This is a genomic window from Mycolicibacterium tokaiense (assembly GCF_010725885.1).
Taxonomy (GTDB): Bacteria; Actinomycetota; Actinomycetes; order Mycobacteriales; family Mycobacteriaceae; genus Mycobacterium; species Mycobacterium tokaiense.
Genome location: NZ_AP022600.1, coordinates 4,809,297 through 4,834,925 on the forward strand (window position 1 = coordinate 4,809,297; position 25,629 = coordinate 4,834,925).

At 69.2% G+C, this 25,629-nt stretch carries 25 protein-coding genes and 1 pseudogene; 16 read left to right on the forward strand and 10 right to left on the reverse strand.

Annotation, left to right across the window (positions count from 1 at the left end; translation table 11 throughout):
* Positions 1-38 precede the first annotated feature (38 nt).
* Genes G6N58_RS23475 through G6N58_RS23485 form a run of 3 tightly spaced genes read right to left on the reverse strand, consistent with a single transcriptional unit; the run spans position 39 to position 1,338 of the window.
* Positions 39-329, reverse strand: a complete 291-nt coding sequence (locus tag G6N58_RS23475; RefSeq protein WP_115277086.1) for a hypothetical protein — start codon at positions 327-329, stop codon at positions 39-41.
* A 51-nt stretch (positions 330-380) separates the two neighbouring features.
* Positions 381-761 (reverse strand): SRPBCC family protein, encoded by a 381-nt coding sequence (locus G6N58_RS23480; protein ID WP_115277085.1) that lies wholly within the window; start codon positions 759-761, stop codon positions 381-383.
* A 10-nt stretch (positions 762-771) separates the two neighbouring features.
* Positions 772-1,338 carry a TetR/AcrR family transcriptional regulator gene (locus G6N58_RS23485; protein WP_115277084.1) on the reverse strand — a complete coding sequence of 189 codons (567 nt, stop codon included), beginning with the start codon at positions 1,336-1,338 and terminating at the stop codon, positions 772-774.
* 101 nt (positions 1,339-1,439) lie between these two features.
* Between G6N58_RS23485 and G6N58_RS23490 the strand changes: the two genes are divergently transcribed.
* Both G6N58_RS23490 and G6N58_RS23495 read left to right on the forward strand, forming a co-directional pair.
* The gene (locus G6N58_RS23490; protein ID WP_115281310.1) at positions 1,440-1,838 is read left to right on the forward strand and encodes a hypothetical protein; all 399 of its coding nucleotides are present in this window, start codon (positions 1,440-1,442) and stop codon (positions 1,836-1,838) included.
* Positions 1,835-3,283: an FAD-dependent oxidoreductase gene (locus G6N58_RS23495; RefSeq protein WP_115277083.1), complete on the forward strand. Its 1,449-nt coding sequence runs from the start codon at positions 1,835-1,837 to the stop codon at positions 3,281-3,283. Before G6N58_RS23490 ends, G6N58_RS23495 begins: the two co-directional genes overlap by 4 nt.
* On the opposite strand, the gene G6N58_RS23500 is transcribed toward G6N58_RS23495, so the two are convergent.
* Positions 3,258-4,685 carry a DHA2 family efflux MFS transporter permease subunit gene (locus tag G6N58_RS23500; protein ID WP_232067969.1) on the reverse strand — a complete coding sequence of 476 codons (1,428 nt, stop codon included), beginning with the start codon at positions 4,683-4,685 and terminating at the stop codon, positions 3,258-3,260. The genes G6N58_RS23495 and G6N58_RS23500 overlap by 26 nt on opposite strands.
* A 120-nt stretch (positions 4,686-4,805) precedes the next feature.
* Here G6N58_RS23500 and G6N58_RS23505 point away from each other — a divergent pair, with 120 nt between their 5' ends.
* Positions 4,806-5,414, forward strand: coding sequence for a TetR family transcriptional regulator (locus G6N58_RS23505; protein WP_115277081.1), 609 nt, complete (start codon positions 4,806-4,808; stop codon positions 5,412-5,414).
* On the opposite strand, the gene G6N58_RS23510 is transcribed toward G6N58_RS23505, so the two are convergent.
* On the reverse strand, positions 5,411-6,373 hold the full coding sequence (locus G6N58_RS23510; RefSeq protein ID WP_232067970.1) for an ankyrin repeat domain-containing protein: 963 nt from the start codon (positions 6,371-6,373) through the stop codon (positions 5,411-5,413). The two genes, G6N58_RS23505 and G6N58_RS23510, sit on opposite strands and share 4 nt — an antisense overlap.
* Positions 6,374-6,392: 19 nt before the next feature.
* Here G6N58_RS23510 and G6N58_RS23515 point away from each other — a divergent pair, with 19 nt between their 5' ends.
* The 3 genes from G6N58_RS23515 to G6N58_RS23525 all read left to right on the forward strand — a co-directional run bounded on the left by G6N58_RS23515 (position 6,393) and on the right by G6N58_RS23525 (position 7,906).
* On the forward strand, positions 6,393-7,145 hold the full coding sequence (locus G6N58_RS23515) for an alpha/beta hydrolase family protein (protein ID WP_115277079.1): 753 nt from the start codon (positions 6,393-6,395) through the stop codon (positions 7,143-7,145).
* A gap of 108 nt (positions 7,146-7,253) precedes the next feature.
* On the forward strand, positions 7,254-7,586 hold the full coding sequence (locus G6N58_RS23520; protein ID WP_115277078.1) for a hemophore-related protein: 333 nt from the start codon (positions 7,254-7,256) through the stop codon (positions 7,584-7,586).
* 53 nt (positions 7,587-7,639) lie between these two features.
* Complete coding sequence (locus G6N58_RS23525) at positions 7,640-7,906, forward strand: DUF6480 family protein (protein ID WP_115281309.1); 267 nt, start codon at positions 7,640-7,642, stop codon at positions 7,904-7,906.
* A 3-nt stretch (positions 7,907-7,909) separates the two neighbouring features.
* Here G6N58_RS23525 and G6N58_RS23530 read toward each other — a convergent pair whose 3' ends face one another.
* The 4 genes from G6N58_RS23530 to G6N58_RS23545 are packed head-to-tail and all read right to left on the reverse strand — an operon-like array spanning position 7,910 to position 14,792.
* On the reverse strand, positions 7,910-8,227 hold the full coding sequence (locus G6N58_RS23530) for an STAS domain-containing protein (RefSeq protein WP_115277077.1): 318 nt from the start codon (positions 8,225-8,227) through the stop codon (positions 7,910-7,912).
* Positions 8,224-12,369, reverse strand: a complete 4,146-nt coding sequence (locus G6N58_RS23535) for a SpoIIE family protein phosphatase (protein WP_115277076.1) — start codon at positions 12,367-12,369, stop codon at positions 8,224-8,226. The genes G6N58_RS23530 and G6N58_RS23535 overlap by 4 nt, the downstream gene beginning before the upstream one ends.
* A 48-nt stretch (positions 12,370-12,417) precedes the next feature.
* Positions 12,418-14,232 carry a fatty acyl-AMP ligase gene (locus G6N58_RS23540; RefSeq protein WP_232067971.1) on the reverse strand — a complete coding sequence of 605 codons (1,815 nt, stop codon included), beginning with the start codon at positions 14,230-14,232 and terminating at the stop codon, positions 12,418-12,420.
* Complete coding sequence (locus G6N58_RS23545; RefSeq protein WP_115281307.1) at positions 14,229-14,792, reverse strand: DUF1707 SHOCT-like domain-containing protein; 564 nt, start codon at positions 14,790-14,792, stop codon at positions 14,229-14,231. Before G6N58_RS23545 ends, G6N58_RS23540 begins: the two co-directional genes overlap by 4 nt.
* A gap of 114 nt (positions 14,793-14,906) precedes the next feature.
* Here G6N58_RS23545 and G6N58_RS23550 point away from each other — a divergent pair, with 114 nt between their 5' ends.
* From G6N58_RS23550 to G6N58_RS23575, 6 genes are read left to right on the forward strand one after another with little or no spacing between them, the layout of a single operon-like run.
* Entirely contained in the window at positions 14,907-15,449 is a 543-nt protein-coding gene (locus G6N58_RS23550; RefSeq protein WP_172545044.1) for a YdcF family protein, read from the forward strand.
* Complete coding sequence (locus G6N58_RS23555) at positions 15,449-15,985, forward strand: class I SAM-dependent methyltransferase (protein WP_115277074.1); 537 nt, start codon at positions 15,449-15,451, stop codon at positions 15,983-15,985. The genes G6N58_RS23550 and G6N58_RS23555 overlap by 1 nt, the downstream gene beginning before the upstream one ends.
* A gap of 44 nt (positions 15,986-16,029) precedes the next feature.
* Positions 16,030-17,061 carry an ABC transporter substrate-binding protein gene (locus G6N58_RS23560; protein WP_115277073.1) on the forward strand — a complete coding sequence of 344 codons (1,032 nt, stop codon included), beginning with the start codon at positions 16,030-16,032 and terminating at the stop codon, positions 17,059-17,061.
* Positions 17,058-18,071, forward strand: coding sequence for a FecCD family ABC transporter permease (locus G6N58_RS23565; RefSeq protein WP_197746442.1), 1,014 nt, complete (start codon positions 17,058-17,060; stop codon positions 18,069-18,071). Before G6N58_RS23560 ends, G6N58_RS23565 begins: the two co-directional genes overlap by 4 nt.
* On the forward strand, positions 18,071-19,108 hold the full coding sequence (locus G6N58_RS23570; RefSeq protein WP_115277072.1) for a FecCD family ABC transporter permease: 1,038 nt from the start codon (positions 18,071-18,073) through the stop codon (positions 19,106-19,108). Before G6N58_RS23565 ends, G6N58_RS23570 begins: the two co-directional genes overlap by 1 nt.
* Complete coding sequence (locus G6N58_RS23575) at positions 19,105-19,902, forward strand: ABC transporter ATP-binding protein (protein ID WP_115277071.1); 798 nt, start codon at positions 19,105-19,107, stop codon at positions 19,900-19,902. Before G6N58_RS23570 ends, G6N58_RS23575 begins: the two co-directional genes overlap by 4 nt.
* Here the strand turns inward: G6N58_RS23575 and G6N58_RS23580 are convergent.
* Positions 19,893-20,660 (reverse strand): glycoside hydrolase family 16 protein, encoded by a 768-nt coding sequence (locus tag G6N58_RS23580; RefSeq protein WP_115277070.1) that lies wholly within the window; start codon positions 20,658-20,660, stop codon positions 19,893-19,895. The genes G6N58_RS23575 and G6N58_RS23580 overlap by 10 nt on opposite strands.
* An 89-nt stretch (positions 20,661-20,749) precedes the next feature.
* Here G6N58_RS23580 and G6N58_RS23585 point away from each other — a divergent pair, with 89 nt between their 5' ends.
* From G6N58_RS23585 to G6N58_RS23595, 4 genes and pseudogenes are all read left to right on the forward strand, one after another.
* Positions 20,750-22,201, forward strand: a complete 1,452-nt coding sequence (locus G6N58_RS23585; RefSeq protein WP_115277069.1) for an LLM class flavin-dependent oxidoreductase — start codon at positions 20,750-20,752, stop codon at positions 22,199-22,201.
* Positions 22,202-22,214: 13 nt separating this feature from the next.
* Complete coding sequence (locus tag G6N58_RS30925) at positions 22,215-23,381, forward strand: LLM class flavin-dependent oxidoreductase (RefSeq protein WP_232067972.1); 1,167 nt, start codon at positions 22,215-22,217, stop codon at positions 23,379-23,381.
* Entirely contained in the window at positions 23,369-24,553 is a 1,185-nt protein-coding gene (locus G6N58_RS23590; RefSeq protein ID WP_232068144.1) for an SfnB family sulfur acquisition oxidoreductase, read from the forward strand. Before G6N58_RS30925 ends, G6N58_RS23590 begins: the two co-directional genes overlap by 13 nt.
* A 106-nt stretch (positions 24,554-24,659) precedes the next feature.
* A pseudogene (locus G6N58_RS23595) lies at positions 24,660-25,618 on the forward strand (IS481 family transposase).
* Positions 25,619-25,629 lie beyond the last annotated feature (11 nt).

Below are 25,629 nucleotides of genomic sequence, written 5' to 3' on the forward strand. Positions count from 1 at the left end.
CCGCCTCGAACGGTAACCGACAGGTGTCCAGCTAAGGGTCAACTCGCGGGGTAATCGCGCATCAGCAGATCGGCCAGGCAGTACACCGGCACGCCGAGCCGGGTGCGCAGCCCGTCGGCGTAGGCGCGGGCGATCATTTCGCCGCGCGCGGGATCGAAGTCCCCGGACAGGTCGACAGCGATCCGGCAGCCGAAGGTGTCGGTGCCGACGACGGCCACCTGCGTCACACCGTCAGGAACGGTCGATCCGGCAACTGCGGTCCGCACGGCGTCCACATCGGCCGACCCCTCTACGTATACCGCGACAAAAGACTCCACGTTGTCGATCATGACCAGTTCGGCGTTGCCGCGCAGTGCGCCGCGCCTGCGTTTGCCGGAGCTTCATCCAGCGTTTACGTGCTCAGCCATCTCCGCGATCCGGTGCACCGCGACAGCGAGCACCGGGAGATATGCCGGTGCCCAGACGGGGCTGCTCATCCACACCCGGCACCCGGACTGCTGGGGGCTGACGCCGTGCGCGGTAGCCGGGATGCCGGCGACCTTCCACGCCCAGCGGTGCTCCGGCTCGAAGTCGGTGATCTCGAACGGGACCGAGATGCCGACGGGTGTGGTGACGGTCCCGCGGGCACCGAGTTCCAACGGGCCTGCGGTGAGCCGGGCGCGCGACACCGTCGGCCCCCACTTCGGCCACAGGTCGAGGTCGGTCAAGATCTGCCACACCACATCCGGCGAGGCGTCGACGTGCGTTCCGGCGGTCCACATGGCAACAGGGTTACCCAGTGGGAGCGGGTCCGGTCAGCAGGTGCGCGATCAGGGGCGCAGCCCAGCGGATCAGCTCGTCGCGGTCGAGGTCGGCGACGGCCGGATTGGCCACGACGTACCGCGTGGTGGCCAGGCCGATGATGAACGCGCCGAGCAGTCCGGCCCGCTGCGCGCCGTGGTCGGGCACCACGGCTGCCACGGTGGGTGCCACCTGCTCGGCGAACACCCGGCGCATGGTGTTGGCGGCGGTGTTGCTGGTCATGGCCGCGCGCAGCAAGGCCACGAAGGTGGTGCCCTCCTCCCACACCGCGAAGAAACGCGACAGCAGGGCCTCGGCGATGTGGTGGGGATCCAGACCCCGCAGGTCCGGCAGGTCGAGGTCGAATTCAGCGGCTGCGGCGAACAGATCCTGCTTGCTGCCGAAATACCGGATGACCAGCGCGGCGTCCACGCCGACGTCGGCAGCGACAGCCCGCAGCGTGGTCCGTTCGTAGCCGTCCGCACCGAAGCGGGTGCGTGCGGCGGCCAGGATGTCCGACCGGGTGGCCTCGGCGTTGCGGGGGCGTGGGGACGGCATCAGCGAAGTCTAAGTCATCGGCTGTTGACATGGCCTCGGCCAGCGGCATAGCGTCTAAGTCATCAACCGTTGACATAGCTCAGGAGGCAACCGTGCACCGCGTGACGGCCATCCAGATCGGCCTCGACCCCGACGTCATCGACTACACCTCCCCGGCGTTTGCACAATTCCCCGGCCTGACCCCGGCGGGGTTGCGCGCGGCCAACGACCAGAACCTCGCCGGCCTGCGATCGGCGGGCTACCAGGTGGACAACTGCCTGATCCCGGCCGACCGGACCGGGGCCGATCAGGCGCGCGACGCGCTGGCCGCCCGGCGTTATGACGCCGTGCTGATCGGCGCCGGCATCCGCCTGGTCGCCGACAACACCCTGTTGTTCGAAGCCATCGTCAACGCCGCGCACACCCTGGCGCCGCAGTGCCGCTTCGTCTTCAATCGTGCCGCGGCCTCCACCCCTGACGACATCCGACGCTGGTACCCGAATCCGGAGCTGGCGTCGTGACCGCCGGATGGGACGGCGACGTGATCGTCGTCGGCGCCGGCCCCACCGGACTCACCGCCGCAGGCGACCTGGCCCGGGCCGGCCGATCGGTGCTGGTCCTCGACCGTCGCCTCGCGGTGAACCCGTCCAGCCGGGCCTTCGCCACCATGGCCCGCACCCTGGAGGTGCTGGACGCTCGCGGCCTCGCCGACGACCTCTTGGCGCTGGGGCAACATGCTCCCGGTGTCACCCTGTTCGCCGGTGCCCGGCTGGATCTGACGCATCTGGAATCGGACTACCGCTTCGTCCTGGTCACCCCGCAGACGAACATCGACGCTGCGCTGGCCACATACGCGGGCGACGCCGGGGCCGAGATCCGCCGCGGTGTGGAGGTGGCGGCCCTGGAGCAGGACGACGACGGCGTGACGGTTGCCGTGACGGGCGGGCAGCGACTGCGGGCGCGCTACGTGATCGGCGCCGACGGTGCGCACAGCACTGTGCGCACCCTGGTGGGCGCGGACTTCCCGGGCAAGACGGTGCTCTCCTCCATCGTCCTGGCGGACGTGCAACTCGAGCGCACCCCCGACGGCGACGGGCTGACGGTCGGCAGCACCCGGGACGTGTTCGGCTTCCTGGCGCCGTACGGGCGCCGCGAGGACGGCGGTGACTGGTACCGAACCATGGTCTGGGACCGCCGGCATCAGGTGCCCGACACCGAGCCGGTGTCCGACGCCGAGGTGATCGATGTCCTGCGACGCGCGATGGGCATCGACTACGGGGTCGCGAGCATCAGCTGGCGCTCCCGGTTCCATTGCGACGAACGGCAGGTGACGTCCTACCGGCACGGCCGTGTGTTCCTGGCCGGCGACGCCGCGCATGTGCACTCGCCGATGGGCGGTCAGGGGATGAACACCGGGATCCAGGACGCCGCCAACCTGGCCTGGAAGATCGACGCCGTACTCGGCGGCGCGCCGGAGTCGCTGCTGGACACCTACCACGACGAGCGCCACCCGATCGGCGCCCGCGTGCTGATGCAATCCGGCCTGATGGCGCGTGCTGTCACCCTGGCATTCCGCCCGGCCCGTCTGCTGCGAAACCTGCTGATACCCAGACTGCTTCGGCTGGCACGCGTGCGTGATCTGATGGCCGGCAGCTTCGCGGGCACCACGCTGCGCTACGGCCGGGGCCGGGGCGACCATCCCCTGGTGGGCACCAGGGCCACCGCCATCCCCCTGACCGACAGCCGGGTGACCGTGCTGCAGCGTCAACCGGGTTTCCTCCTGATTCGCGAACGTGGCACCGCCCAGCCCGATGCGCAGGCCGTGCTGCACGCCGAGCGCGCTGACGGCGGGCCCGCGGTGCTGGTGCGCCCGGACGGCTACATCAGCTGGGCCGGAACCGGATCCGACGTCGCCGGGTGGACGGCGGTGCGCAATCGCCTCACGCCGTCACGCGTGGCTTCCTGACGAAGAACGCACCCACCACGGTGAGCACCGACAGGGCGGCGGCGGCCAGGAACGCGGTGTGCACGCCCGAGGCCTGGGCGGCCACCGGGTCCGCGCCGCTGCCGATCGCGGCCGCGGTTGCCGTGGACATCAACGTGATGCACAGCGCGGTGCCCGCGGCGCCGGCGAGTTGCTGGCCCGTGCTGACAATGGCACTGCCGTGGGAGTACAGCCGCGCGGGCAGGGCTCCCAGCGCCGAGGTCATCAGTGGAGTCAGCATGAAAGACAGTGATACACAGAGCATCACGTGCATCACGATCACCGCTGTCACGGTTGATCCCCCGTCCAGGGTGGTGAAGCCCCAGAGCGCGGCACTCAGCGTGACGGAACCCGGGATCACCAGGGGCCGGGCGCCGAACCGGTCGAACAACCGCCCCACCACCGGACCCAACACCCCGAGGGCCAGACCGCCGGGCAGTAGCAACAACCCGGTCTGCAGGGTGTCCAGGCCCAGCACGTTCTGCAGGTAGAGCGGCAGCAGGATCAGGGTGCCGAACAGAGCGCCCATGCTGATCAGCACCAGCGCCACCGCTGTGCTGAACGTGCGCACCGCAAACGGGCGCAGGTCCATCAGCGCGCGATCGGTGCGCTGCAGGCGCACCTGCCGTAGCACGAATGCCACCAGGGCCGCGGCGCCCACGGCAATCGGGATGGCCGGCGGCAGCAGGGCGTGACCTACGCTGGCCTCGCCGATGCTGCTGAGCCCGAAGATCAGGCCGCCGAAGGCCACGGCCGAGGCAGCCACCGACAGCAGGTCGAAGGACACCGGTCGGGGTTCGTTGACGTTGCGCACCAGGATGATTCCCAGCACCAGCGCCACGACGGCCGGCGGCAGCATCACGAGGAAGAGCCAGCGCCAGCCGAGACTGCTGAGCACCAGGCCGGACGTGGTGGGCCCCACCGCAGGTGCCATCGCGATGACCACGGTGATCAGACCCATCATCCGGCCCCGCCGAGCTTCGGGGACGAAGGTCATCACGGTGGTCATCAGCAGCGGCAGCAGCAGGGCCGTGCCCGCGGCCTGGATCACCCGACCGGCCAGCAGCATCGCGAAACCCGGTGCTGCTGCGGCACACAACGTACCCGCGGTGAACAGCGAGGCTGCGGTGATGAACACCGCACGGGTGCTGAACCGGTCGAGAATCGAGCCCGTCATCGGGATCACCACCGCCATGGTGAGCATGAAGGCCGTCGTCAGCCATTGACCCGTCGATGCGGTGATGTCCAGCTCGGTCATCAGCTTGGGCAGGGCCACGCCCATGATCGTCTCGTTCAGGATCACCAGGAACGTCGACAGCAGCAGCAACGCGATCAGCTTGACCACGCCCGGAGGCAACCGCTGCTCCGGTGGCACTGAGGTCACGTGCAGCACGTCCCCACCTGTTCTCCCCCGGCCCGCATTTTCGGCAAACTCTGTCATAATGGCACCAACTGGCGTCTTGACAGTTACTGTCACAAGACTAGCAGCCTTCGGAAAGGGCCGATGACGCACTCGACTCCTGATCTCCGCACGCGCCGGCGCCTGGCCACCGAGGAGGAACTGCACCAGGCTGCGCTGGCACTGATGACCGAGCGCGGCTTTGCGGCCACCACGGTCGATGACATCGTGGCCGCGGCGGGGGTGTCGCAGCGCACGTTCTTCCGGTACTTCGCCACCAAGGAAGATGCAGTGCTGCTGGGATACCGCGAGCTCGATGACGCCATCGACTCACTGCAGGTCCCCGGTGACCCCCACAGCGCACTGGCGGCGCTGCTGCTCTTCCACCAGGATCAGTTGGACCAGTTGGCGCAGGACGAGGCGGACCGGTACCTCCTCCTGCAGCGGCTGATCAGCACCGAGCCCGCGCTGCGTGACGCGGTGGCCGCTCGCGAGCTGGCCAGCATGGACCGTCTGCGGTTACGACTGCAGACGCAGCTTCCGGCGACACCGCCGCTGACCAGCAGGCTCATCGCCGAGATGGCGACGGCGGTCCTGCGGGTCACGTTCGACCACTGGCGTGCCGACCCCGACGGCTCGGTCGCCGAACTGCCGCGGCTGTACCGCCAGGTGCGGGCGACCGCACAGGCCCTGGTGACGCCACCGCGCCGCTAGTGAGGGTGTTGAGTCGCCCACTCGGTCAACAGCTGCGCCGCCTCGCTCTGGTAGGCGTGTTCGGCCCAGTCTGCAGGGGTGCCCCCGAACCGGGACTCGACCACCGTCGGATCGGCGCCCGTGGCGAGCAGCCGGCGCATCAGCGGCAGATCACCCTTCCAGGCCGCGTGATGCAGCGCGGTGGCACCGGTTTCGTCGCGGGCGAACGGATCCGGCGGCGGGGCCGGCGGCGCCATCTCCGCACCGGAGGTGTCGATCCCGAACCTCGCCAGCAGCCGCAGTCGATCGGCGAACCGATGTTCGGCGGCCCAGTCCAGCTGGCGCCGCCACATCTGCTCCCGCGACTCCATCCGGTCGCCGAGACGCGTCTCCCACGGACCGGGACCCGCGTCGGCCAGCCCGTGGCCGAACAGCAACTCCAGGTGGGTGTTGTCGGGCCGGAACATGCGGTTGTACAGGGTCTGCTGATCCACCGGGTGCGCCCCGCGGCGCAGCAGTAACTCGGCCAGCGCCGGTTCGGCCAGGTGTCGCGGCTGACGGCGCGGCCCCTGCTCGCCTTCCCCGAAAACCCCGGTGAGCGCGGTAAAGGGCGGCGTCAGACCCTGCCACAGAAAGCCCGCGTCGGGATCGGCGCCGGCGTCCAGAAGTGTTGTCGCGCATGCCAACGCATCCGTCACAGACTCACACGCCCGGCTGTAGCACAGATACAACAGCGGCTCCCACTGCATCGGGCCACCCCGCGTCGATGCAGCCGCAACGTCACGAGCGCAGTGCGCCGCCACGGCGGCCGGGTCGGCTGCTGCAGCTGCAGCCCAGACATGCGCCCCGGGTAGAGCAGGATCCGAGCGCAGCATTGCGGTGGCGGCGGCAAACCGCGGCGGGGCGTCGGTGACGTCGTAGTGCAGCACCGCCAGGGCGCAGAAGTGATCTGCGGCGCTCAGGTCTTGTGGCGGTGTCACCAGTGACAGGATAGGCCCCGTGGCCGAGCGTGTGACATTCGAGAGCAGCACCGGACCCCTGCTGGCAGGCATCCTCGACCTACCCGACGGTGAGGTGCGCGGTTGGGGTGTGTTCGCTCACGGCTTCACTCTGGGCAAGGACTGCCCGGCCGCCAGCAGGATGTGCAAACAGCTTGCCGCCGAAGGCATCGGCATGCTGCGGTTCGACAACCTCGGTCTCGGACATTCCGAGGGCGACTGGGGTGACGGCTCCTTCTCACACAAGGTGGCCGACACCGTGCGCGCGGTGCAGTTCCTAGGTGACACGGGCCGGGAGGTGCGCCTGCTGGTGGGCCACTCGTTCGGCGGTGCCGCCGTGATCGCCGCGGCCCACGAGTGCCCGACGGTGGCGGCCGTGGCCAGCGTCGGAGCGCCGTTCGACCCGGGCCATGTGGAACACAACTACGACGCGCTGATCCAGCGGATCGAGCAGGACGGCGAGGCGACGTTTCTGGTCGGCGGCAAGGCGTTGACCCTCAAACGGCATTTCATCGAGGATGTCCGGGCTGCCGACCTTCGGGAACGCATCCGCACGCTGCGGCGAGCACTGCTGGTCATGCATTCGCCTACCGACAACACCGTGGGCATCGCCAACGCCAGCGACATCTTCCGCACCGCCCGGCACCCACGCAGTTTCGTCTCCCTGGAAGGGGCCGACCACTTGCTGACCGGCAAGAACCAGGCGGCCCGCGCCGCCCGCATCATCAGCGCCTGGGCCGATCCCTATTTGTGAGCAGCGCAACGGGGTAACGAACGCTGCTACCGTGGCGATGAGAAAGCTGTGCGAGGTCACAATGACCACGCGGCGCCCACGGGGGCGGGCAATGAAAGGTGTAACCAGATGTCGATGGCGAAGAGGCTGATCATCGGTTCCGGCGCGGCGCTGGTGGCGCTGGCTGCGGGTAGCGGGATCGCCGCCGCCCAACCCGATGTCGAGACGATCGTGAACTCGTCCTGCTCCTACCCGCAGGTGATGGCCGCGCTCAACGCGCAGTCACCGGAGTCCGCGAAGCAGATCGAGAGCAACCAGGTGGCCAACTCGTGGCTGCAGCAGCTGGTCGCGTCGCCGCCGGACGGCCGCCGGGCGATGATCGCCCAGATCCAGGCCTACCCGCAGCTCAACAGCTACACCGGGCTGATCAACTCGGTGGCCGCCAGCTGCAGCAACTACTGAGCTGAGCCGCCGGGCAGCGTGTGAGCGCACTGCGGACGGGTATGCGCCCGAACATGTCGTTGGACAAGCACCCGCAGAGCGATCCGTCGCTGCCCCCGGATCCGGATCCGTCGACCGCCACTGGGCTCGAGCCCGGTGGCGGTGTCGTTCCCGGGGACACCCCGCCGGATTCGGCGTCGGCGACCACCGGGTTGGGTGAACCCGAGCCGCGACCCCGACGCAAGATGACGCCCACCGGCGCCATCACGCTGGCCGTCATCGTGCTCTTCGCCGCGCTGTTCGCTGCGGCCGCCGTCGGCGCACTGCTCGAGGTTTTCTGAGATTCAGTCCGGGTCGGCGGCCGGCTGCACCGGCGTCAGACTGGCCAGACCGCTGATGTCCAGCACCGGGATCAGCACGGGGTTCGCGATCACCCGGACCCGCTCGCTGCGGTGGAACAGCACACTGATCGCACCGCTGTCGAGATAGTCCACCGCACTGAGATCCACAGTTACCCGCGCGGTCCCGGGAACCTCCGCGACCACCGCATCGAGTGCACTGCTGAAGCGGGCGACGTTGCTGAGATCGATCTCACCGGCTGCGATCAGCACCGACGTTCCGTCATCGGTGCGGCGGGTGTCCAGCGACAGCGGAGTCGTCATGCGCGGATCCTCGACGACAGCGCGACGGTGGTCCCGTCGGCGCTGGACTGGATCGACACGTCATCCATGAGCGCATGCATGAGGGTGACGCCACGCCCGCGGGTGATGTCGGCGCCCGGGCGGGGGGTCTTCCAGACCCCGGTGTCGACGACAGCGAGGTGCAATTCGTCGACCAGGATGTCCGCACGCAGGTGCACCTGCCCGCCCGGCGAATCGCGGTGCCCGTGTTCGATCGCATTGGCCACCGCTTCACCCACCGCGATCAGGATGTTCTGCGCCTGCTCGAGTCCGACCCCGGCGCGGTTGAGCCATCCGCGTAACTCGCCGCGGGTGGGGGCCAGATTCGAGACGTCGGCGGTGAAGTCCAGCTGCAGGGGGCCGGGCTGGCGATACAGCAGCAGGGCGACGTCGTCCTGATAGCCGCCGTCCGGTGACAACCGGGTCATGATGCGGGTGGACAGGTCCTCCAGGCCGAGGGTGCGGCCCTCCTGCACCAGACCGGCGGCGCGCGTGATGCCGTGGTCCAGCGGGTCGCTGCGCCGCTCGACCAGGCCGTCGGTGTAGAGCAGCAGCGTCGAACGGGCCGGCAACACGTGGACTGCCTCCGGGCGGGTCCAGCCCTGGCGGATGCCCAACGGAATGGTCCTGGCGTCCTCGAGCAGTGTCACGCTGCGGTCGGATCGCACGACAATCGGCGGCGGGTGTCCGGCGCTGGAGTACACCAGCTCGCCGGTCCCCGGTGTCAGGACGGCGCAGAACGCCGTCGTGCAGGCGGCGCCGGGCAGGCGGGCGGCGAAGCGGTCCAGGCCGCCCAGCGCAGCACTCGGGCTCGCGTTCTCCAACAGCAGCGCGCGGCACGCACTGCGCAGTTGACCCATCACCGTCGCTGCCGAAAGCCCGTGTCCCACACAGTCTCCGACGATCAGGCCCACGCGACCGTCATCGAGGTCCACGACGTCATACCAGTCGCCACCGACCTGCAGCGGCCGCGACGCCGGTTGGTAGCGCACCGCGATGCCGTTGGGCAGCTGAGCGGGTCCCAGCAGAGCGTGCTGCAGCGCCAGGGCGGTCTCGCGTTGCTGGTCGAGCTGGTGGACGCGCTGCAGGCCCTGCCCCAGCCGGCCGGCCAGCACGGTGAGCAACGTCTGGTCCTCGGCGGTCAGCTCGCGGGATTCCGACAGCTGCACCCAGAGCACCACCACGCCCCGGGGATGATGCAGTGCGACACCGGCATAACCCGGCGCCGCGGCCACCGTGGTGAGCAATTCACCGTCGCGCAGCTCGGTGATGCGGTCGCGCACCCAGCCGGGCAACTGCGCCCAGGACGCGGTCTGGCCGGCGCCGAGTACCACCGGGTCCGCGTCGGCAAACTCACCTGCGGTGGCGAACACGACGGCCAGCACGTGGCGGGCCTGCCAGAGCCCGTGCAGTTCGGCGGCCGCAGCCTGTAGTGCCTCATCGACGGTATCCGCTTGTGCCAGTTGGCGATTGAGCTCGGCGAGTACGGTCTGACGCTGCACCGTGTAGTGCTCGGCGGTCACATCGCGCAAGGTGCCGACGGTGACCTGACGTCCGGTGTCCGGGTCGGCGGCCTGGCTGAAGGTGAACGTCACCCACACCCGGTGGCCGTTACGGTGAGTCACCGGCACCGTGTACTCACCGTGGGTGCGGCCCAGCAGCCCGTCGAAGGCGCGCTGCACCTGCTGGTGCGCCTGCTGGTCGGTCGCGGGATCCGGCCACCAGGGATGCACCGCGGGATACGGCAGGCCTTCCGGGCCGTAGCCCAGGATATCGGCGAACGCCGCGTTGATCTCGATGACGGCCCCGCTGTCGTCACAGACGAAAAACGCCTCCTGCAGGGACTCGATCAGCGCGGTACGCCAGCGGGCGTGATGGTTGCGCAGCCGCGACAGCTCGATGTTGGCCCGGACCCTGGCCAGCAGTTCGGCCGCCGCAAACGGCTTCACCAGGTAGTCGTCGGCCCCGGCCTGCAGTCCTTCGATGGAGGCCTCCTGGCCGGCGCGCGCCGAGAGCAGCAGTACCGGTACGGCGGCGGTGCGCGAATCGGTGCGCAGCGCAGCCACCAGCCCCAACCCGTCGAGCCGGGGCATCATCACGTCGCTGACCACCAGGTCGGGTTGATCGGTGCGAATGGCCTCGAGCGCTTCCTGGCCGTCGCGCGCGGTGCTGACCTGGTACCCGGACTCAGACAGCAACCGGCCGAGGTAGTCGCGCATGTCGGCATTGTCATCGGCCACCAGCACTCGTGCGGAGGCACTGTCGGTGACGCCCACCGCGGCGTCGGCCAGCTCGTCCCCGCCGGGCAGCCAGCGCAGGGCCTCGTGCACATACGTCTCCGGGGACACCGCCGCCGGGCGGTCGGGGGCGGTGGCGGTGGCGGACACCGCATCGGCCGGGAGGTGGGCGCTGCCGAACGGCACCCGGATGGTGAATGTGGTGCCGGAGCCCTCGACGCTCTCGGCGGTGATGGTGCCGCCGTGCAGGCTCACCAGTTCTTTCACCAAGGCCAGCCCGATCCCGCTGCCCTCGTTGGAGCGGGCCCGGACGTTCTCGATGCGGTGGAAGCGCTCGAACAATCGCGACTGCTCGGCGGCCGGGACGCCGACCCCGGTATCGGCAACGGTGACCACCGCGCCGGCCGCTGCCCGACCCACCGTGACGGTGATGGTGCCGTCGAAGGTGAATTTCAGTGCATTGGAGAGCAGGTTGAGCATCACCTTCTCCCACATGTCGCGGTCGATGTACACCGGCTCGTCGAGCGGTGGACAGTTGACCACCAGCGCCAACCCGGCCCGTTCGATCGCCGAGCGGAACACCCCGGCCAGTTCGGCGGTGGCCCCGGCCAGGTCCACCGGCTCGAACCGGGCCTGCATCCGGTCGGCCTCGATCCGCGAGAAATCAAGCAGGGTGTTGACCAGCTTGCCCAGTCGTAACCCGTTGCGCCGCACCACTTCCAGCTCCCGGCGCGCGGCGTCGGGCAGGGCATCTTCGGCGCCGAGAAGGTCGTTGACCGGACCCATGATCAACGTCAGCGGGGTGCGGAACTCATGGCTGATGTTGGAGAAGAAGGTGGTTTTGGCCCGGTCCAGCTCGGCCAGTTCCTCGGCCCGCTGCTGCTGACTGCGGTAGCTGCGCGCGCTGCCGATCTCGGCGGCCAGATGGGCGGCCACCAACTCGACGAACCCCCGGTAGCCGTCGTCGAACGGCCGGTAGCGATTCAGGCCGGCGACCAGGAATCCGCTGGGGGCGCCACCCTGCTGCAAGAGTGGGACCACCACCGCCTGCGCAGGCGGCTGGTCCCAGTCGCCGGTCGGCAGGTCCGCGACACCGTCGAGTTCCACCACCACAGAGTCACCGCGGGCGGGCACCTCGACCGGCCAGACGGTCGACCCGTTGGCGGGGATGTAGTCGGGGGCGGCCGGATGGGAGGGGTCGATGCCGCTGGTGGCGGCCAGGCGAGCCCCGTCGGCGTCGAAGAGATAGGTCAGGGTGAACGGCAGATCGCGTCCATTGATCGCCAGCCGGCGCGCCGCGGCCGCCAGCATCAGGTCCTCGGAGATCACCAGGCTGGGTTCGGCACCCAGGTCACGCAGGGTGGTCATCCGGCGCTCGTTGATGACCCGCTCGGTGTCCTCGCTGACCACGCAGAGCAGGCCGACGGCCCGGCCCGAATCGTCGTGCAGCGGGCTGTAGGAGAACGTGTGGTACGTCTCCTCCTGGTAGCCGGACCGTTGCAGGAACAGCAGCAGCGCCTCGTCCCAGGTGGACGAGCCCTCCACCACCACCTCGTGGACCCGCGGACCGATGTCGTCCCAGATCTCCGCCCACACCTCCTGTGACGGCCGACCCAGCGCCCAGGGGTACTTCTTGCCCAGGGTGTCGTCCCGGTAGGCCGCGTTGCAGAAGAACGTCAGCTCGGGCCCCCAGGCCGCCCACATGGAAAACCGCGACGAGAGCAGGATCTGGAGCGCGGTCTGCAGACTCTGCGGCCACTGCGCGGGCGGCCCCAGCGGAGTCTGCGCCCAGTCGACCAGCGCCAATTGACTGCCGACGTCCGGGTCGGCGTCGAAGACGGTCGCGGCTCCGGTGGGCGGAAGAGGGTCGGTCCCCGCTGAACTCACTCGCTCGATCCTCCCGCGACAAACCGACACTCAGGACGTAAACATACGTCAACTACCCAGTCCTGCGAGGTAAGCAGCCCGGCAGGCGCGCCTGGCCAGCTTGCCGCTGGTGGTACGCGGGATGGTGCCCGCGGGAACCAGCTGCACGTCGGCCACCGGCACCCCGTGCCGGTCCGAGACTGCCGAGCGGACCGCGGCCGTCGCGGCGGCGGCATCGAGGCGAGCGGTGCCCGCCGCCCGTTCGGCAATCACCACCACCTGCCCATCGTCGACGGTGAACGCGGCGACGTACCCGCGCCGCACCATCGGCGACGCCGCCGCCGCGGTGTCCTCGATGTGGTGCGGGTAGAGCTGGCGCCCGTCGACCAGCAGCAGATCGGCGCGGCGGCCGGTGACATAGAGCTGCCCGTCGAGATACAGCCCGAGGTCACCGGTGCGTAACCAGCGGGCGTCCCCGGGTACGCCCGCCCCGTGTCGCGCGCCGGGTCGGGCCAGCCGGGCGCCGAAGGTGTCTGCGGTGTCGGCGGGACGGTTCCAGTAGCCGCGCCCGATGTTGGCGCCGTGCAGCCAGATCTCGCCGACTCCCCCGTCGGGAACTTCCTCGCCGGTGTCGGGGTCGACGATCACCGCCGCCAGGCTCCGAGCCACCTGCCCGCAGGCCACATGGGCCTGCGCCTGCGGATCGGTGTCCGAAACCACCACGGCCTGGCCTGTTTCCAGATGACGGCGGCTCAAGTGCGTCACGGTCGGTTCGTCCCGCGGCCCGATCGTCGATACGAACAGGGTGGCTTCGGCGATGCCGTACGAAGGTTTGAAGGCCGTGCGGGGCAATCCGTACGGACCGAACGCGTCCTCGAACGCGCGGATGGCGACCGGGCTGACCGGCTCGGAGCCGATGATCAGGACCACGTTGGCGAGATCGATCCCGGTGGTGCCGGCGTCGGGACGTCCGCGCAGGGCTGCCCACTCGTAGGCGAAGTTGGGTGCCGCGGTGATCACCCGCGCATCTCGTGCCTCGTCGGACAGGGCGGTGATCCAGCGCAGCGGACGGCGCACGAACGCCGTCGGTGACATCAATGTCGAGTGGCCGCCGTAGACGGCGGGGAAGCCGATCATCGACAGCCCCATGTCGTGGTAGAGCGGCAGCCAGCTGACGCCGTGGATGTCGCGGTCCAGCAGGTCGATGGACAGGATCATCTGGATCAGGTTGGTGCCCACCGCCCGGTGGGTGATCTCCACCCCCACCGGCGCACGGGTGGAGCCGGAGGTGTACTGCAGGTGCGAGACATCGTCGACGTGGATCTCGATGTCCGCGAAGTGTTCTCCCTCTGCGTCGTCGATGGTGTCGACACTCACCACATGCGGCTGATCAGGTCTGCCGGCGAGGAACGCCTGCACCGCGGCCGCGACGGCGGTGGTGGTGAGCACCACGGTGGGGGTGGCGTCGCGCAGCGCGGTGTCCAGGCGTTCGGCATGGCCGGGCAACTCGGGAGCGAACAGCGGAACGGCGATGTTGCCGGCCTTCACGGTGGCGAAGAACGCGGCCACGTAATCGAGGCCCTGGGGTGCCAGGATGGCCACCCGTTCGCCGCGGCTGGTGAGCCGCTGCAGCCGCGCGGCGATGGCGGCCAGTCGGCGCCCGAGCTGCGCCCAGGTGTATTCGACGGCGCTTCCGCGTTCCGAGGTCGTGAAGTCCAGGTACCGGTAGGCGACGGCGTCACCGACGTGGGTGATGTTGCGGTCGATCAGTGACAGCAGCGTCACACCGGGCGGCAGGACGATGTTGCCTCCCGGGTCCAGGCACTCTTCGATGCGCAGCAGTCCCGGCGGCGGTTCGTAGGTGGTCGGGATGTCGGGGGTCACCGCAGGTTCTTACGGATCCAGGCGCCGAACGGGTGCTTGACCGTCAGTGCGCCGAAGCGGACGTTGCCGCGCACGATCAGATGCACGCGCCCGACCGGGGGGCCGGCGTTCACCCGGGAGTTCGCGCTGGCGCCCAGGCACCGCAGGTGATCGAGGTCGGCGGTGAAGTCGTCCGGCACGATGATGTCGGTGCTGCCGCAGATGTCGTCGAGGTCGAACGTCACCACCGGCGTGCGGATGTCCGCCTGCGTGAGGTCCAGGACGACGCTGGAGAAGCGGCTCTTGATCGCCACCCGACCCGGCACGAGCCAGCGACCGCTGCGGCGGATCGAGGACATGGTGACGTTCAGCGGCAACACCTCGACCTGGGCCGGCGCCGAGTGCACGGGCAGATCGGCCACCACCTCCCCGAGTTCGCCGCGGGTGCGCGCGGCCAGCGCGGCATCCATCCGGTCGGTGAATTCGTCGAGGGTCAGCATGCCCTGGCCGACGGCCTGCTGCAGCAGCCCGACCACCTGTTCGCGCTCGGCATCTCCCACCCGGTAGTCGCGTGCGTCCACCCGTACCAGCATAGGGACGAGACCGATCCGTAACACTCGTCCCATCCGTCACGACTCTTTACGGAGACGACAGTTACGGAGGATGACGTGCGGACAGTACTCGCGACCCTGGTCCTGGTGTTCGCCGTCGCGTTCGGCGGCCACGTCGCCGCGCCCGCCCAGGCGCAGCCGCTGGCCACCGCGGGAAAGGACTTCTCCCGACCCGCGATCGTGATCCTCGGTTACGGCCTCAACGACGACGGCAGCATGCGCACCATCCTGCGGCGCCGGGTGCTCACCGGCATGGCGGTGGCGGCGATGTTCCCGCAGTCGCCCATCATCGTCACCGGCGGTAATCCGCGCAACGGCAGGACCGAGGCCGGGCAGATGCGAAACATGCTCATGCTCTTCGGATTTCCGGCCAGCCGGATCATCGTCGAAGACCGCGCCACCAGCACCGTGCAGAACGCCCGGTTCTCCGTGCCGTTGGCGCGTGACGCCGGCACATCCGGGATCATCCTGGTGACCTCCTCGACGCACCAGGACCGCGCAGACGGGAACTTCGCCGACGCGGGTGCGAACGTGCTGGCCACTGTCAGCTACCCCGACGGCAATCCGTCGGTGAACACCGCCCAGTTCGCCCGCGACATGCTCAGCCCGTTCCTGGCGATCAATTAGTGGGCGAGGCCGACCGGGCCCACTGGGATGCCCGCTACGCGCAGCCCGGATCCACGGAACCGGGGCTGTCGGAGGTGTTCGCGCCGTACCTCGACCTGTTCCCCACCACGGGCATTGCGCTGGACATCGCGTGCGGGCGCGGAGCGGCCGCGGTGTTCCTGGCCCGGCGCGGGATGTCGGTCACCGGGGTGGATGTCTCCCCGGTGGCCGTCGAGCAGGCGCGTGAGCTGGCCGACCGCTACGGCGTGCGCTGCCGCTTCGAGGTGGTCGACCTCGACGACGGTCTGCCCCCGGGACCGCCCGTGGATGTGGTGGTGTGCCAACGCTTCCGCGATGCCCGGCTGGATGCAGCCATCGTCGACCGGCTGACGCCCGGTGGGCTCCTGGCGATCAGCGCGCTCAGCGAGGTGGGTGCCGGCCCGGGCCGGTTCCGGACGCCTGCCGGCGAGTTGGCGCGGGCGTTCGCCGGCCTCGCCGTCGCAGCCACCGGCGAAGCCGACGGCGTCGCGTGGTTGTTGGGTCGCCGTCCGGTTTGACACGACCCCAGGTTGGTCACTCTGCGTAGGCTTACCTAACCTGAATGAGGGTTGGTAGTCGGGCGCACAGCGAGGAGGACCAGGTGTTCGGGAAGATCCGCGGGCTCGCAGCAGCCCTGACGGCGACAGCCCTGGTGGTGGCCGCATGCGGCACCGCCGAGAACACCGCCGCCGGCGGCGACGGGTGGTCCTACACCTCCGGTAACGGCGAGACCGTCACGGCCGACGCGGTACCCAGCCGGATCATCGCCCAGGGCGAGGCGGCTGCCGCGCTGCTGAGCTTCGGGATCCGGCCGGTGGGCATCTATCTCAACCAGGCGCTGTCGGAGACCCGTGCCCTCGACGGCTTCGACCTCGACGGCATCGAGATCCTGGGTGAGACCTGGGGGCAGATCGACGTCGAGAAGGCCGCCGGGCTGCGCCCGGATCTCATCGTGAGTGGTTACTGGCCCGTCGAGCAGGCCTACGGCGGGTTCGAGGAGGGCGTCGAAGCCACCTCGAAGAAAGCTGCCGAGCTGGCGCCCGTGGTCGGACCGGTCGCCACCGAGTCGGTCCAGTCGATGTTGGCCGGTTTCGAGGAGCTGGCCGTGACGTTGGGCGCCGACGTCGACAACGCCGAGATCAACGCACAGAAAACCGATTTCGAGCAGGCCAAGCAGCGCTTCACCGACGCCGTGGCCGCCAAACCCGGCCTGACGGCCATGGGTATGTCCCCCGGCGACGAACTGCTCTACATCGCGGTGCCGGAGCACTCCGCAGAGCTGGCGGACTTCAGCTCGTTCGGGCTCGACATCCTGGTGCCGGACAGCCCGGATCCCGCATTCCCGTACTGGGAGAATCTGAGCTGGGAGAACGCGGACAAGTATCAGCCCGACCTGATCCTGCTCGATGACCGGACCTACGACGCCAGCCTGGACAAGGCGCAGCGCCAACCCACCTGGGGCCAGCTCAAAGCCGTGCAGGCCGGTGCTGTCACGCCGTGGCCGGCCTTCTGGATCAGCACTTGGGCGGCCTACGCCGAGCAGCTCGACCAACTGACCGCCGCCGTGGAGAAGTCGAACCCCAGCCTGTCGTGACCATCCACACCCGCCCCGGCCGTCTGGGCGCCGTCTATGCGGTGCTGCTCGTGGTCCTCGCCGCGGTGATCTGCGCCGGCATCGGGTGGGGGTCCCGTGATGTCGACGTCTCCACCGTCTGGTCCGCGTTGACCGATTTTGATCCGGACGCCCCCGCACAGACCGTGATCAGAGAGATGCGCCTGCCCCGCACCCTGATCGGCCTGCTGGCCGGTGCCGCGTTGGGTCTCGGCGGAGCGATTCTGCAGGGATCCACCCGCAACCCGCTGGCCGATCCGGGGATCATGGGCATCAACGCCGGTGCCGGCGCCTTCATCGTGATCGCCATTCTCCTGGTCGGCGCCATGCCGTTGAGTGTGTATGTGGTGCTTGCCTTTCTCGGGGCGGCCCTGACCACTGCCCTGGTGTACGTGGTCGCGGCGTTCGGCCGCGAAGGCGCCACGCCGGTGAAGCTGGCTCTCGCCGGTGCCGCCGTCAGCGCCGGGTTGTACTCGGTGACCTCCGGGGTGGTGCTGCTCGATGTCGACGCGCTCAACGAGCTGCGGTTCTGGCAGGTGGGTGCGTTGGCGGGCAGGTACTGGCCGGTGCTGACACAGGCGGCGCCGTTCCTGATCATCGGCATCGTCGCCGCGCTGGCCTGCGGCCGGTTGCTCAATGGGCTGGCATTGGGCGACGACCTCGCGGTGGCCCTGGGTCAGCGGGTGCAGCGCACCCGCATCGGGCTGTTCCTGGTGGTGGCGGTGCTCTGCGGTGCCGCGACGGCGGCCTGCGGCCCAATTGTGTTCGTCGGGCTGGTGATTCCGCACGTGGCGCGCGCACTGTGCGGCCCGGATTACCGCTGGGTGCTCGCCTACAGCGCCGTCCTGGGTCCCATCGTGCTGCTGATCGCCGACATCATCGGCCGCGTCATCGCACCACCGGGTGAGGTGCAGGTGGGCGTGGTGCTCGGGGTGCTCGGCGCACCCGCGTTCATCGCCCTGGTCCGCCGCCGCGACCTCGCGGAGTTGTGATGGTGGGCACCGGAGCAGACACCTTCCGCCACACCAGGGCTCGGCTGCGCCGCCGGTCGGTGGTGGTGACCACGCTGCTCGGCATGGCGGCCGCGGCGCTGGCCGTCGTCACCATGATGGTGGGCGACACTGCGCTGAGCGCCGGGGAGGTGCTCGGATCGGTACTCGGTTTCGCCGAAGACGCGGCCGTCGACTTCGTGGTCTGGGAGTTGCGGCTGCCGGGCGCGGCCACGGCGCTGTTCGTCGGGTTGGCCCTGGGTGCGGCGGGCCTGATCGTCCAGACGCTGCTGGCGAACCCGCTGGCGTCACCGGATCTGATCGGGATCTCCTCTGGCGCAGGTCTTTTTGCGGTGACAGCGATTGTGCTGCTCCAGGTCGGCGCGCTGGCGGTGGCCGGTGCCGCGGTGGCGGGAGCGGTAGTGGCGGCGGTGCTGATCTACGTGCTGGCCTGGCGCGGCGGCCTGACGGGTTACCGGTTCATCCTCGTCGGCATCGGCATCACGCAGCTGATGACGGCGCTGATCGGGTGGGTGCTGGCCAAGGCCGAGATCGGCGACGCGCGGCAGGCGATGACCTGGCTGGTGGGGTCGGTGGGGCAAGCGGGCAGTGTGCAGCTGCGACTGCTGGCCGGGGCGGTGGCGGTGCTGTTGCCGGTCGCGCTGCTGTCGGCGCGGGCCCTGCGGGTGCTTCAGTTGGGTGACGACGGCGCCCGGGGGCTCGGCATCCGGGTCGAGACGGCGCGATCGGCGATGATCGGGGTGTCGGTGCTGCTGGTGGCGTTCTCCGTCGCCGCGGCCGGACCACTGGCGTTCGTGGCCCTGACGGCGGGGCCCATCGCGGTGCGCCTGCTGCGCGGCTCGGGTACCGGGGTATTAGCCGCCGCATTCGTGGGCGCCATCATCGTGCTGGCCGCCGATCTGGTTGCCGCACATGGTCTTCCGGTGTCACTGCCAACGGGTGTGGTGACCGGCGCGGTGGGTGCGCCCTATCTGATCTGGTTGTTGACGACGGTGAACCGGGAAGGACGTGGCGGATGACCACCGACCACCAGCTCAGCGCTACCGACCTCACGCTGGGATACGGCGACACCGATGTGGTGGCCCACCTCGACGTCGCAGTGCCGCCGGGGCGGGTGACGGTGATCGTCGGGGCCAACGCGTGCGGCAAGTCCACCCTGTTGCGCGGGCTAACGCGACTGCTCACGCCGCGCGGGGGCGCGGTCCTGCTGGACGGCAGCTCGGTGCAGGAGATGGCGAGCATCGACGTGGCCAAGGTGGTCGGGCTGCTGCCGCAGTCTCCCGTGGCGCCGGATGGGATCACGGTGGCCGACCTGGTGGGCCGCGGACGGTATCCGCACCAGGGCTGGTTTCGGCGGTGGTCGGCCGCGGATGACGCAGCTGTTGGAAAAGCCCTGGAGGTCACCGCAACTCGCGAGCTGGCCGACAGAACCCTGGCGTCGCTGTCCGGTGGCCAGCGCCAGCGCGTCTGGGTGGCAATGGCCCTGGCCCAGCAGACCGACATCCTGCTGCTCGACGAACCCACCACGTTCCTGGACATCAATCACCAGGTCGACCTGCTTGACCTGCTCACCGACCTCAACCGCGCCGACCAGACCACGGTGGTGATCGTCCTGCACGACCTCAACCTCGCCTTCCGGTATGCCGACCACGTCATCGCGATGAAGAGCGGGCGCATCGTCTCCCAAGGAGCACCCCGCGACATCGTGGACGCCGAGTTGGTGGGTGACGTCTTCGGCCTGGATTGTGTGGTGATGCCCGATCCGTTGGGAGGCGCGCCGATGGTGGTTCCGCGCGGCCGCCATCACAGCTGAGCCCGCAGCAGGCTGCCCTCCCCCAGGTCGATTCCGCTGACCTCCAACACCCTCAGGTGCGGCACGCCGGCGGCATCGGACCGCTCCGGGAAGTCGAACACCGCCAAGAAGAGGAACATCGGATAGTCGGGGGCCTGGTCGGTGCTTCTGGTGTGCACGCCGTCGATGCTGAAGTCGACACGACCGCTACGCCATTCGACCGCGTAGCGGTGTGGCTCGCCGACGTCGATCCGCCGCCGCGGCGCCGAGAAGTCCTCGCGCAGTGCCGGATCGCGAAACCGGTGGATGCCCTGTCCCACGTCGGCGTGCCCGTCGCGCACGGTGTCACCGAACACCTCCATCAGGCAGATCTCCCCGCACCGGTCCGGCTGGTCCTCCAGACCCACCATCCACGCCGAGAACATCGACCGGTCGGTCAGCTCCGCCGAACACGTCACCTCCACCCGGCCGAAGTGCGGGGCGAATCCCAGGACCGTCGGCTGGTGCTCGCGGACCCGCTGGCCGGGCAGGAATGGTTGCGGGGCGTCTGTGGAACCCACCGGACCGGACCGATTGACGCTCTGGATGCCGGACACCCGCAGCGGCGGCGAATGCTGATCGGGGCACCACAGCGGATGGCTGTCCGGGATGGACAGGTCAAGGCCTGCGGCGCCCGTGGTGTAGGTGGCGGCGGCCTGGGCTCGTGAACTCCAAGCCGGCAGGTAGGCGGGGGTCCATACCTCGGTGTCGAGGTGGGAAAACCGATCCCGGAAGGTCATGGGATCAGTGTGACCGCAGGCACCGACAGTTCGAATCGTGGTGACGCAAAGCAGTGCTCTCCCGCGGGACGACGTCGAAAATCCTGCCAGTGACCCGCACCATCCGCTTCAACGCGTTCGACATGAACTGCGTGGCCCACCAGTCCCCCGGCCTCTGGCGACACCCCGACGACCGGTCCGCCACCTACACAGACCTGACCTACTGGACCGAGCTCGCGACGCTGCTGGAGCGCGGCCGCTTCGACGGGCTGTTCATCGCCGACGTCCTGGGCACCTACGACATCTACGGTGCCAGCGACGAAGCCGCCATCCGCCAAGCTGCGCAGGTGCCGGTCAACGATCCGCTGATGCTGGTCTCCGCGATGGCCTACGTCACCGAACACCTGGGCTTCGGCATCACCACCGGCACCGGGTTCGAGCATCCCTACCCCTTCGCCCGCCGGGTCTCCACGCTCGATCACCTCACCAAGGGCCGGGTGGGCTGGAACGTCGTCACCGGGTACCTGCCGGCCGCCGCGCGCAACATGGGCCAGACCGATCAACCCGCCCACGACGCCCGCTACGACCACGCCGACGAGTACCTCGAGGTGCTCTACAAGCTGTGGGAAGGGTCCTGGGAGGACGACGCGGTGGTCCGCGACGCCGCCCGCGGCGTGTACACCGATCCGGCCAAGGTGCACCACATCGGCCACCAGGGACGGCACTTCAGCGTGCCCGGCATCCATCTGTCCGAGCCGTCGCCACAGCGCACCCCGGTGCTCTTCCAGGCCGGCGCCTCCCCGCGCGGCGTGCGCTTCGCCGCCGAGAACGCCGAGGCCATCTTCACCGCCGCCCCCACCAAGGCGATCCTGCGCGAGAACGTCACCACCATCCGGCGCGAGCTCGAACTGGCCGGCCGCGATCCCTATGCCGCCAAGATCTTCAACCTCTCCACCGTGATCACCGCCGCCACCGATGAGGAGGCCCACGCCAAGCACGCCGAGTACCTGTCCTACGGCGACGCCGAGGGAGCGCTGACCTTCATGTCCGGCTGGATGGGCGTTGACCTGTCGCGCTACGGCCTCGACGAGCCGATCGGCCACGTCGACTCCAACGCCATCCTCTCCGCGGTCAAGGCCTTCCAGTCCGCCGATCCCGACGGCGGCGAATGGGCGGTGCGCGACATCGCCGACTGGGGCAAGATCGGCGGCATCGGTCCCCGGTTCGTGGGCTCCGGTGAGCGCATTGCCGACCTGCTCCAGGAGTGGGTGCACGAGACCGACGTCGACGGCTTCAACCTCGCGTACGCGGTCTCTCCCGGCTCGTTCGCCGATTTCATCGACCACGTGGTACCGGTATTGACCGCACGCGGGGCCTACCAGAGCGAATACACCCCTGGGTCGTTGCGCCACAAGCTGTTCGGCCGCGGGGACCGGCTGCCCGACGAGCATCGCGGCGCGCGCTATCGCGTCGGCGGGCCGGCGGCGACCATCATCGAGCGGCCGTCCACGGTGCCGTCGTCGTCGGCGTCGGTAGCCTCGCAACCGAACGCGACGCGCTAGGAGAGATGACGAGATGACGCTGAAGCTGCACTGGTTCCTGCCCACCTACGGCGACAGCCGCCTGATCGTCGGCGGCGGTCACGGGCTGCCGGCAGGCACCGCGCACAGCGACCGGGACGCCTCGATCGACTACCTGGCCACCATCGTGCGCAGCGCCGAGTCCTTCGGGTTCACCGGAGCCCTGATCCCCACCGGCGCCTGGTGTGAAGATGCGTTCGTCACCGCCGCCCTGCTGGCGCGGGAGACCACCTCGCTGGCCTTCCTGGTGGCGTTCCGCCCGGGCCTGGTGAGCCCCACCCTGTCCGCCCAGATGGCCGCGACGTTCGCCCGCCACGCCCCCGGCCGGATCCTGCTCAACGTGGTGGTGGGCGGCGAGGCGCACGAGCAGCGGTCCTTCGGTGATTACCTGGACAAGGACGCCCGCTACGAGCGGTGCGACGAGTTCCTCGACGTGGTGCGGCGGCTGTGGGCCGGGGAGACCGTGAGCAAGCACGGCAACCACATCAGCGTCGACGAGGCGGCACTGGCGATGCCGCCCAACCCGATTCCGCCGTTGTACTTCGGGGGCAGTTCCGCGGCGGCCGGGCCCGTGGCGGCCAGGCACTCCGACGTCTACCTGACCTGGGGTGAGCCGCCGGCGGCGGTGCGGGACAAGATCGAATGGATCCGCAAACTGGCCGCCGAGGAGGGTCGCACGGTGCGCTTCGGCATTCGGCTGCACACCATCTCGCGCGACACCGCGCAGGAGGCGTGGGCGCAGGCCGGGCGGCTGCTCGACGCGCTGGACGAGGAGACGGTGCGCACAACCCAGGAAGGATTGGCGCGCAGTCAGTCCGAGGGCCAGAAGCGGATGCTGGCCCTGCACGAGGCCAACCGGGCCGACGGCACGTGGAACGACGCCCGCAGCCTGGAGATCGCGCCGAATCTCTGGTCAGGCGTGGGCCTGGTGCGCGGTGGTGCGGGCACTGCGCTGGTGGGCAGCCACACCGAGGTCGCCGACCGCATCGCCGAATACGCCGAGATCGGTATCGACGAGTTCATCTTCTCCGGCTACCCCCATCTGGAAGAGCTGTACTGGTTCGGCGAAGGTGTGGTGCCGATTCTGCGGCAGCGCGGCCTCTTCAGCGGTGGTGTCTCCGGGCCGGCGGCATCCATCCCGTTTGTGGGATCGGCGCGGTGAACGTACTCGGGGTTGCCGCTGCGTTGTCCCGCGATTTCGCCTTCGAGGCGGCGGCCCGGGACGCCGAGCGGCGGCTGCCTCACGATCAGGTCAAGGCGCTCAAGGAATCCGGGCTGCTGGCGCTGTCGGTGCCGACCGAGTACGGCGGCGTCGACGCCCCGGCCGAGGTGATCGCCGAGGTGTTCCGCCTGATCGGACATGCCGACGGATCGCTGGCGCAGATTCCGCACTCGCACTACACCTTCCTGGAGGCGCTGCGGTTACAGGGCACCCCCGAGCAGTGCCGGTTCTACTACGGCCACGTGCTCGACGGCGCGCTGTTTGCCAATGCCCAATCCGAGCGCGGGCCGCACGCCATCAATGTCGACACCACCACGCTCACGCTGCAGCCCTCCGGCGACTATGTGCTGTCTGGTCGTAAGTTCTATTGCACGGGAGCGCTTTTCGCTGACTGGGTGATCGTGCGGGCGTCGCTGGCCGATGGGCAGCCGCCGACGTCGTCGACGCCGAAGGCGCTGGCCTACGTGCCCCGGGACATCCCCGGCCTGGAGGTGGTGGACGACTGGGACGGTATGGGTCAGCGCACCACCGCTTCCGGCACCGTCACTCTTGATGACGTCCAAGTGCCCGCCGAGTACGTGGTGCCCTTCTCCCCCATCTTCGCCGGCCCCACGGTGTACGGCTCACGAGCCCAGTTGCTGCATGCAGCCATCGATGTCGGCATCGCCACCGGCGCGCTGGACGAGGCGGTGCGTCAGGCCGGCAAGGCGCGGCCGCACTTCGAGGCCGACGTCTCGGCGTCCGCGGATGACCCGACAGTGATCAACATCGCCGGCGAGCTGACGGTGACGGTGCGTGGCGCGCAGGCGCTGCTGGCCGAGGCGGCACGCCAGGTCGATGCCGCACGCGCTGACCTCACGGAGGACACCTGCGCGGCCGCGGCGATCGCGGTGGCCGTGGCCAAAGTCGCTGCGGTACGGGCCTCGTTGGAGGCCACCTCGACACTGTTCGATCTCGGTGGCACCCGCAGTGCCTCCGGCAGTGCGAACCTGTCGCGGTACTGGCGCGATGCCCGCACCCACACGCTGCACGATCCGACCCGGTGGAAGCTGCAGCACATCGGCCGCTACACGCTGTCCGGGACGACGCCGCCGCGGCACGGGCAGCTCTAGCTGTACTCAGCCGTGACGTTGGTAGCGGGCGTGTTGGCTTGATGTGAGGAGAACCTCCGGGTGAGGTGTGGCTTGTCGAAGGCCCATCACCAACCCGGAGGTTCTCGTGTCTCACCGTAATGCCCGCACCACGCTGCATGGGCGAAGGCTCATCGTCGAGCGCTACCAGCAGGGCTGGAAACAGGCCCATATCGCCGACGCGATGGGGATCTCCCGCAAGTGTGTCCACACCTGGATTAGCCGGTTCGCCGCCGAAGGCGAAGCCGGACTCTACGACCGGTCCTCGCGGCCGCACCACAGCCCTACGCGCACCTCGGCACGGGTAGAACGCCAAGTAGTCGCCGCGCGGCGCAGCATCGCCGGGGCCAGGACTGGCTAGGCCCTGAGCTGGGAATCCCTGCCCGGACAGTGGCACGGATTCTGCGGCGCCGCGGCGTGCCGTACCTGCGTGATTGCGATCCGATGACCGGTGCGGTGATCAAAGCCTCCCGGGCCAGCACACGACGCTATGAACGCGAACACCCCGGCGAACTGGTGCACGTCGACGTCAAGAAGCTTGGCCGTATCCCCGACGGTGGCGGATGGCGTGCCCACGGGCGCAGCGAAGACGTCCGTGGCCGCGGAATCGGCTATGACTACGTGCACTCCATGATCGATGACCACAGCCGGCTTGCGTACTCAGAGATCCACGCTGACGAGAAAGGCGCGACCTGCGCGGGGTTCATCTCTCGGGCCGCGCAATACTTTCAATCCCAGGGCATTCCGCACATTGAACGGGTCATCACAGACAACCATCTGAGCTATCGCCGCTCAGCAGCGGTCGCTGCGGCCATCGACGCACTCAACGCCCGGCATCTATTCATCAAGCCGCACTGCCCCTGGCAAAACGGCAAAGTGGAGCGTTATAACCGCACCCTGCAAACAGAATGGTCTTATCACCGGGTGTTCGCATCAAACGCACACCGAGCCCAAGCCCTTGCACCCTGGGTCGAGTTCTACAACACTCAACGCCGCCACAGCGCACTCGACGGGCTACCACCGATCAGCCGACTGCGACCAACCTGATGGCCGAGTAC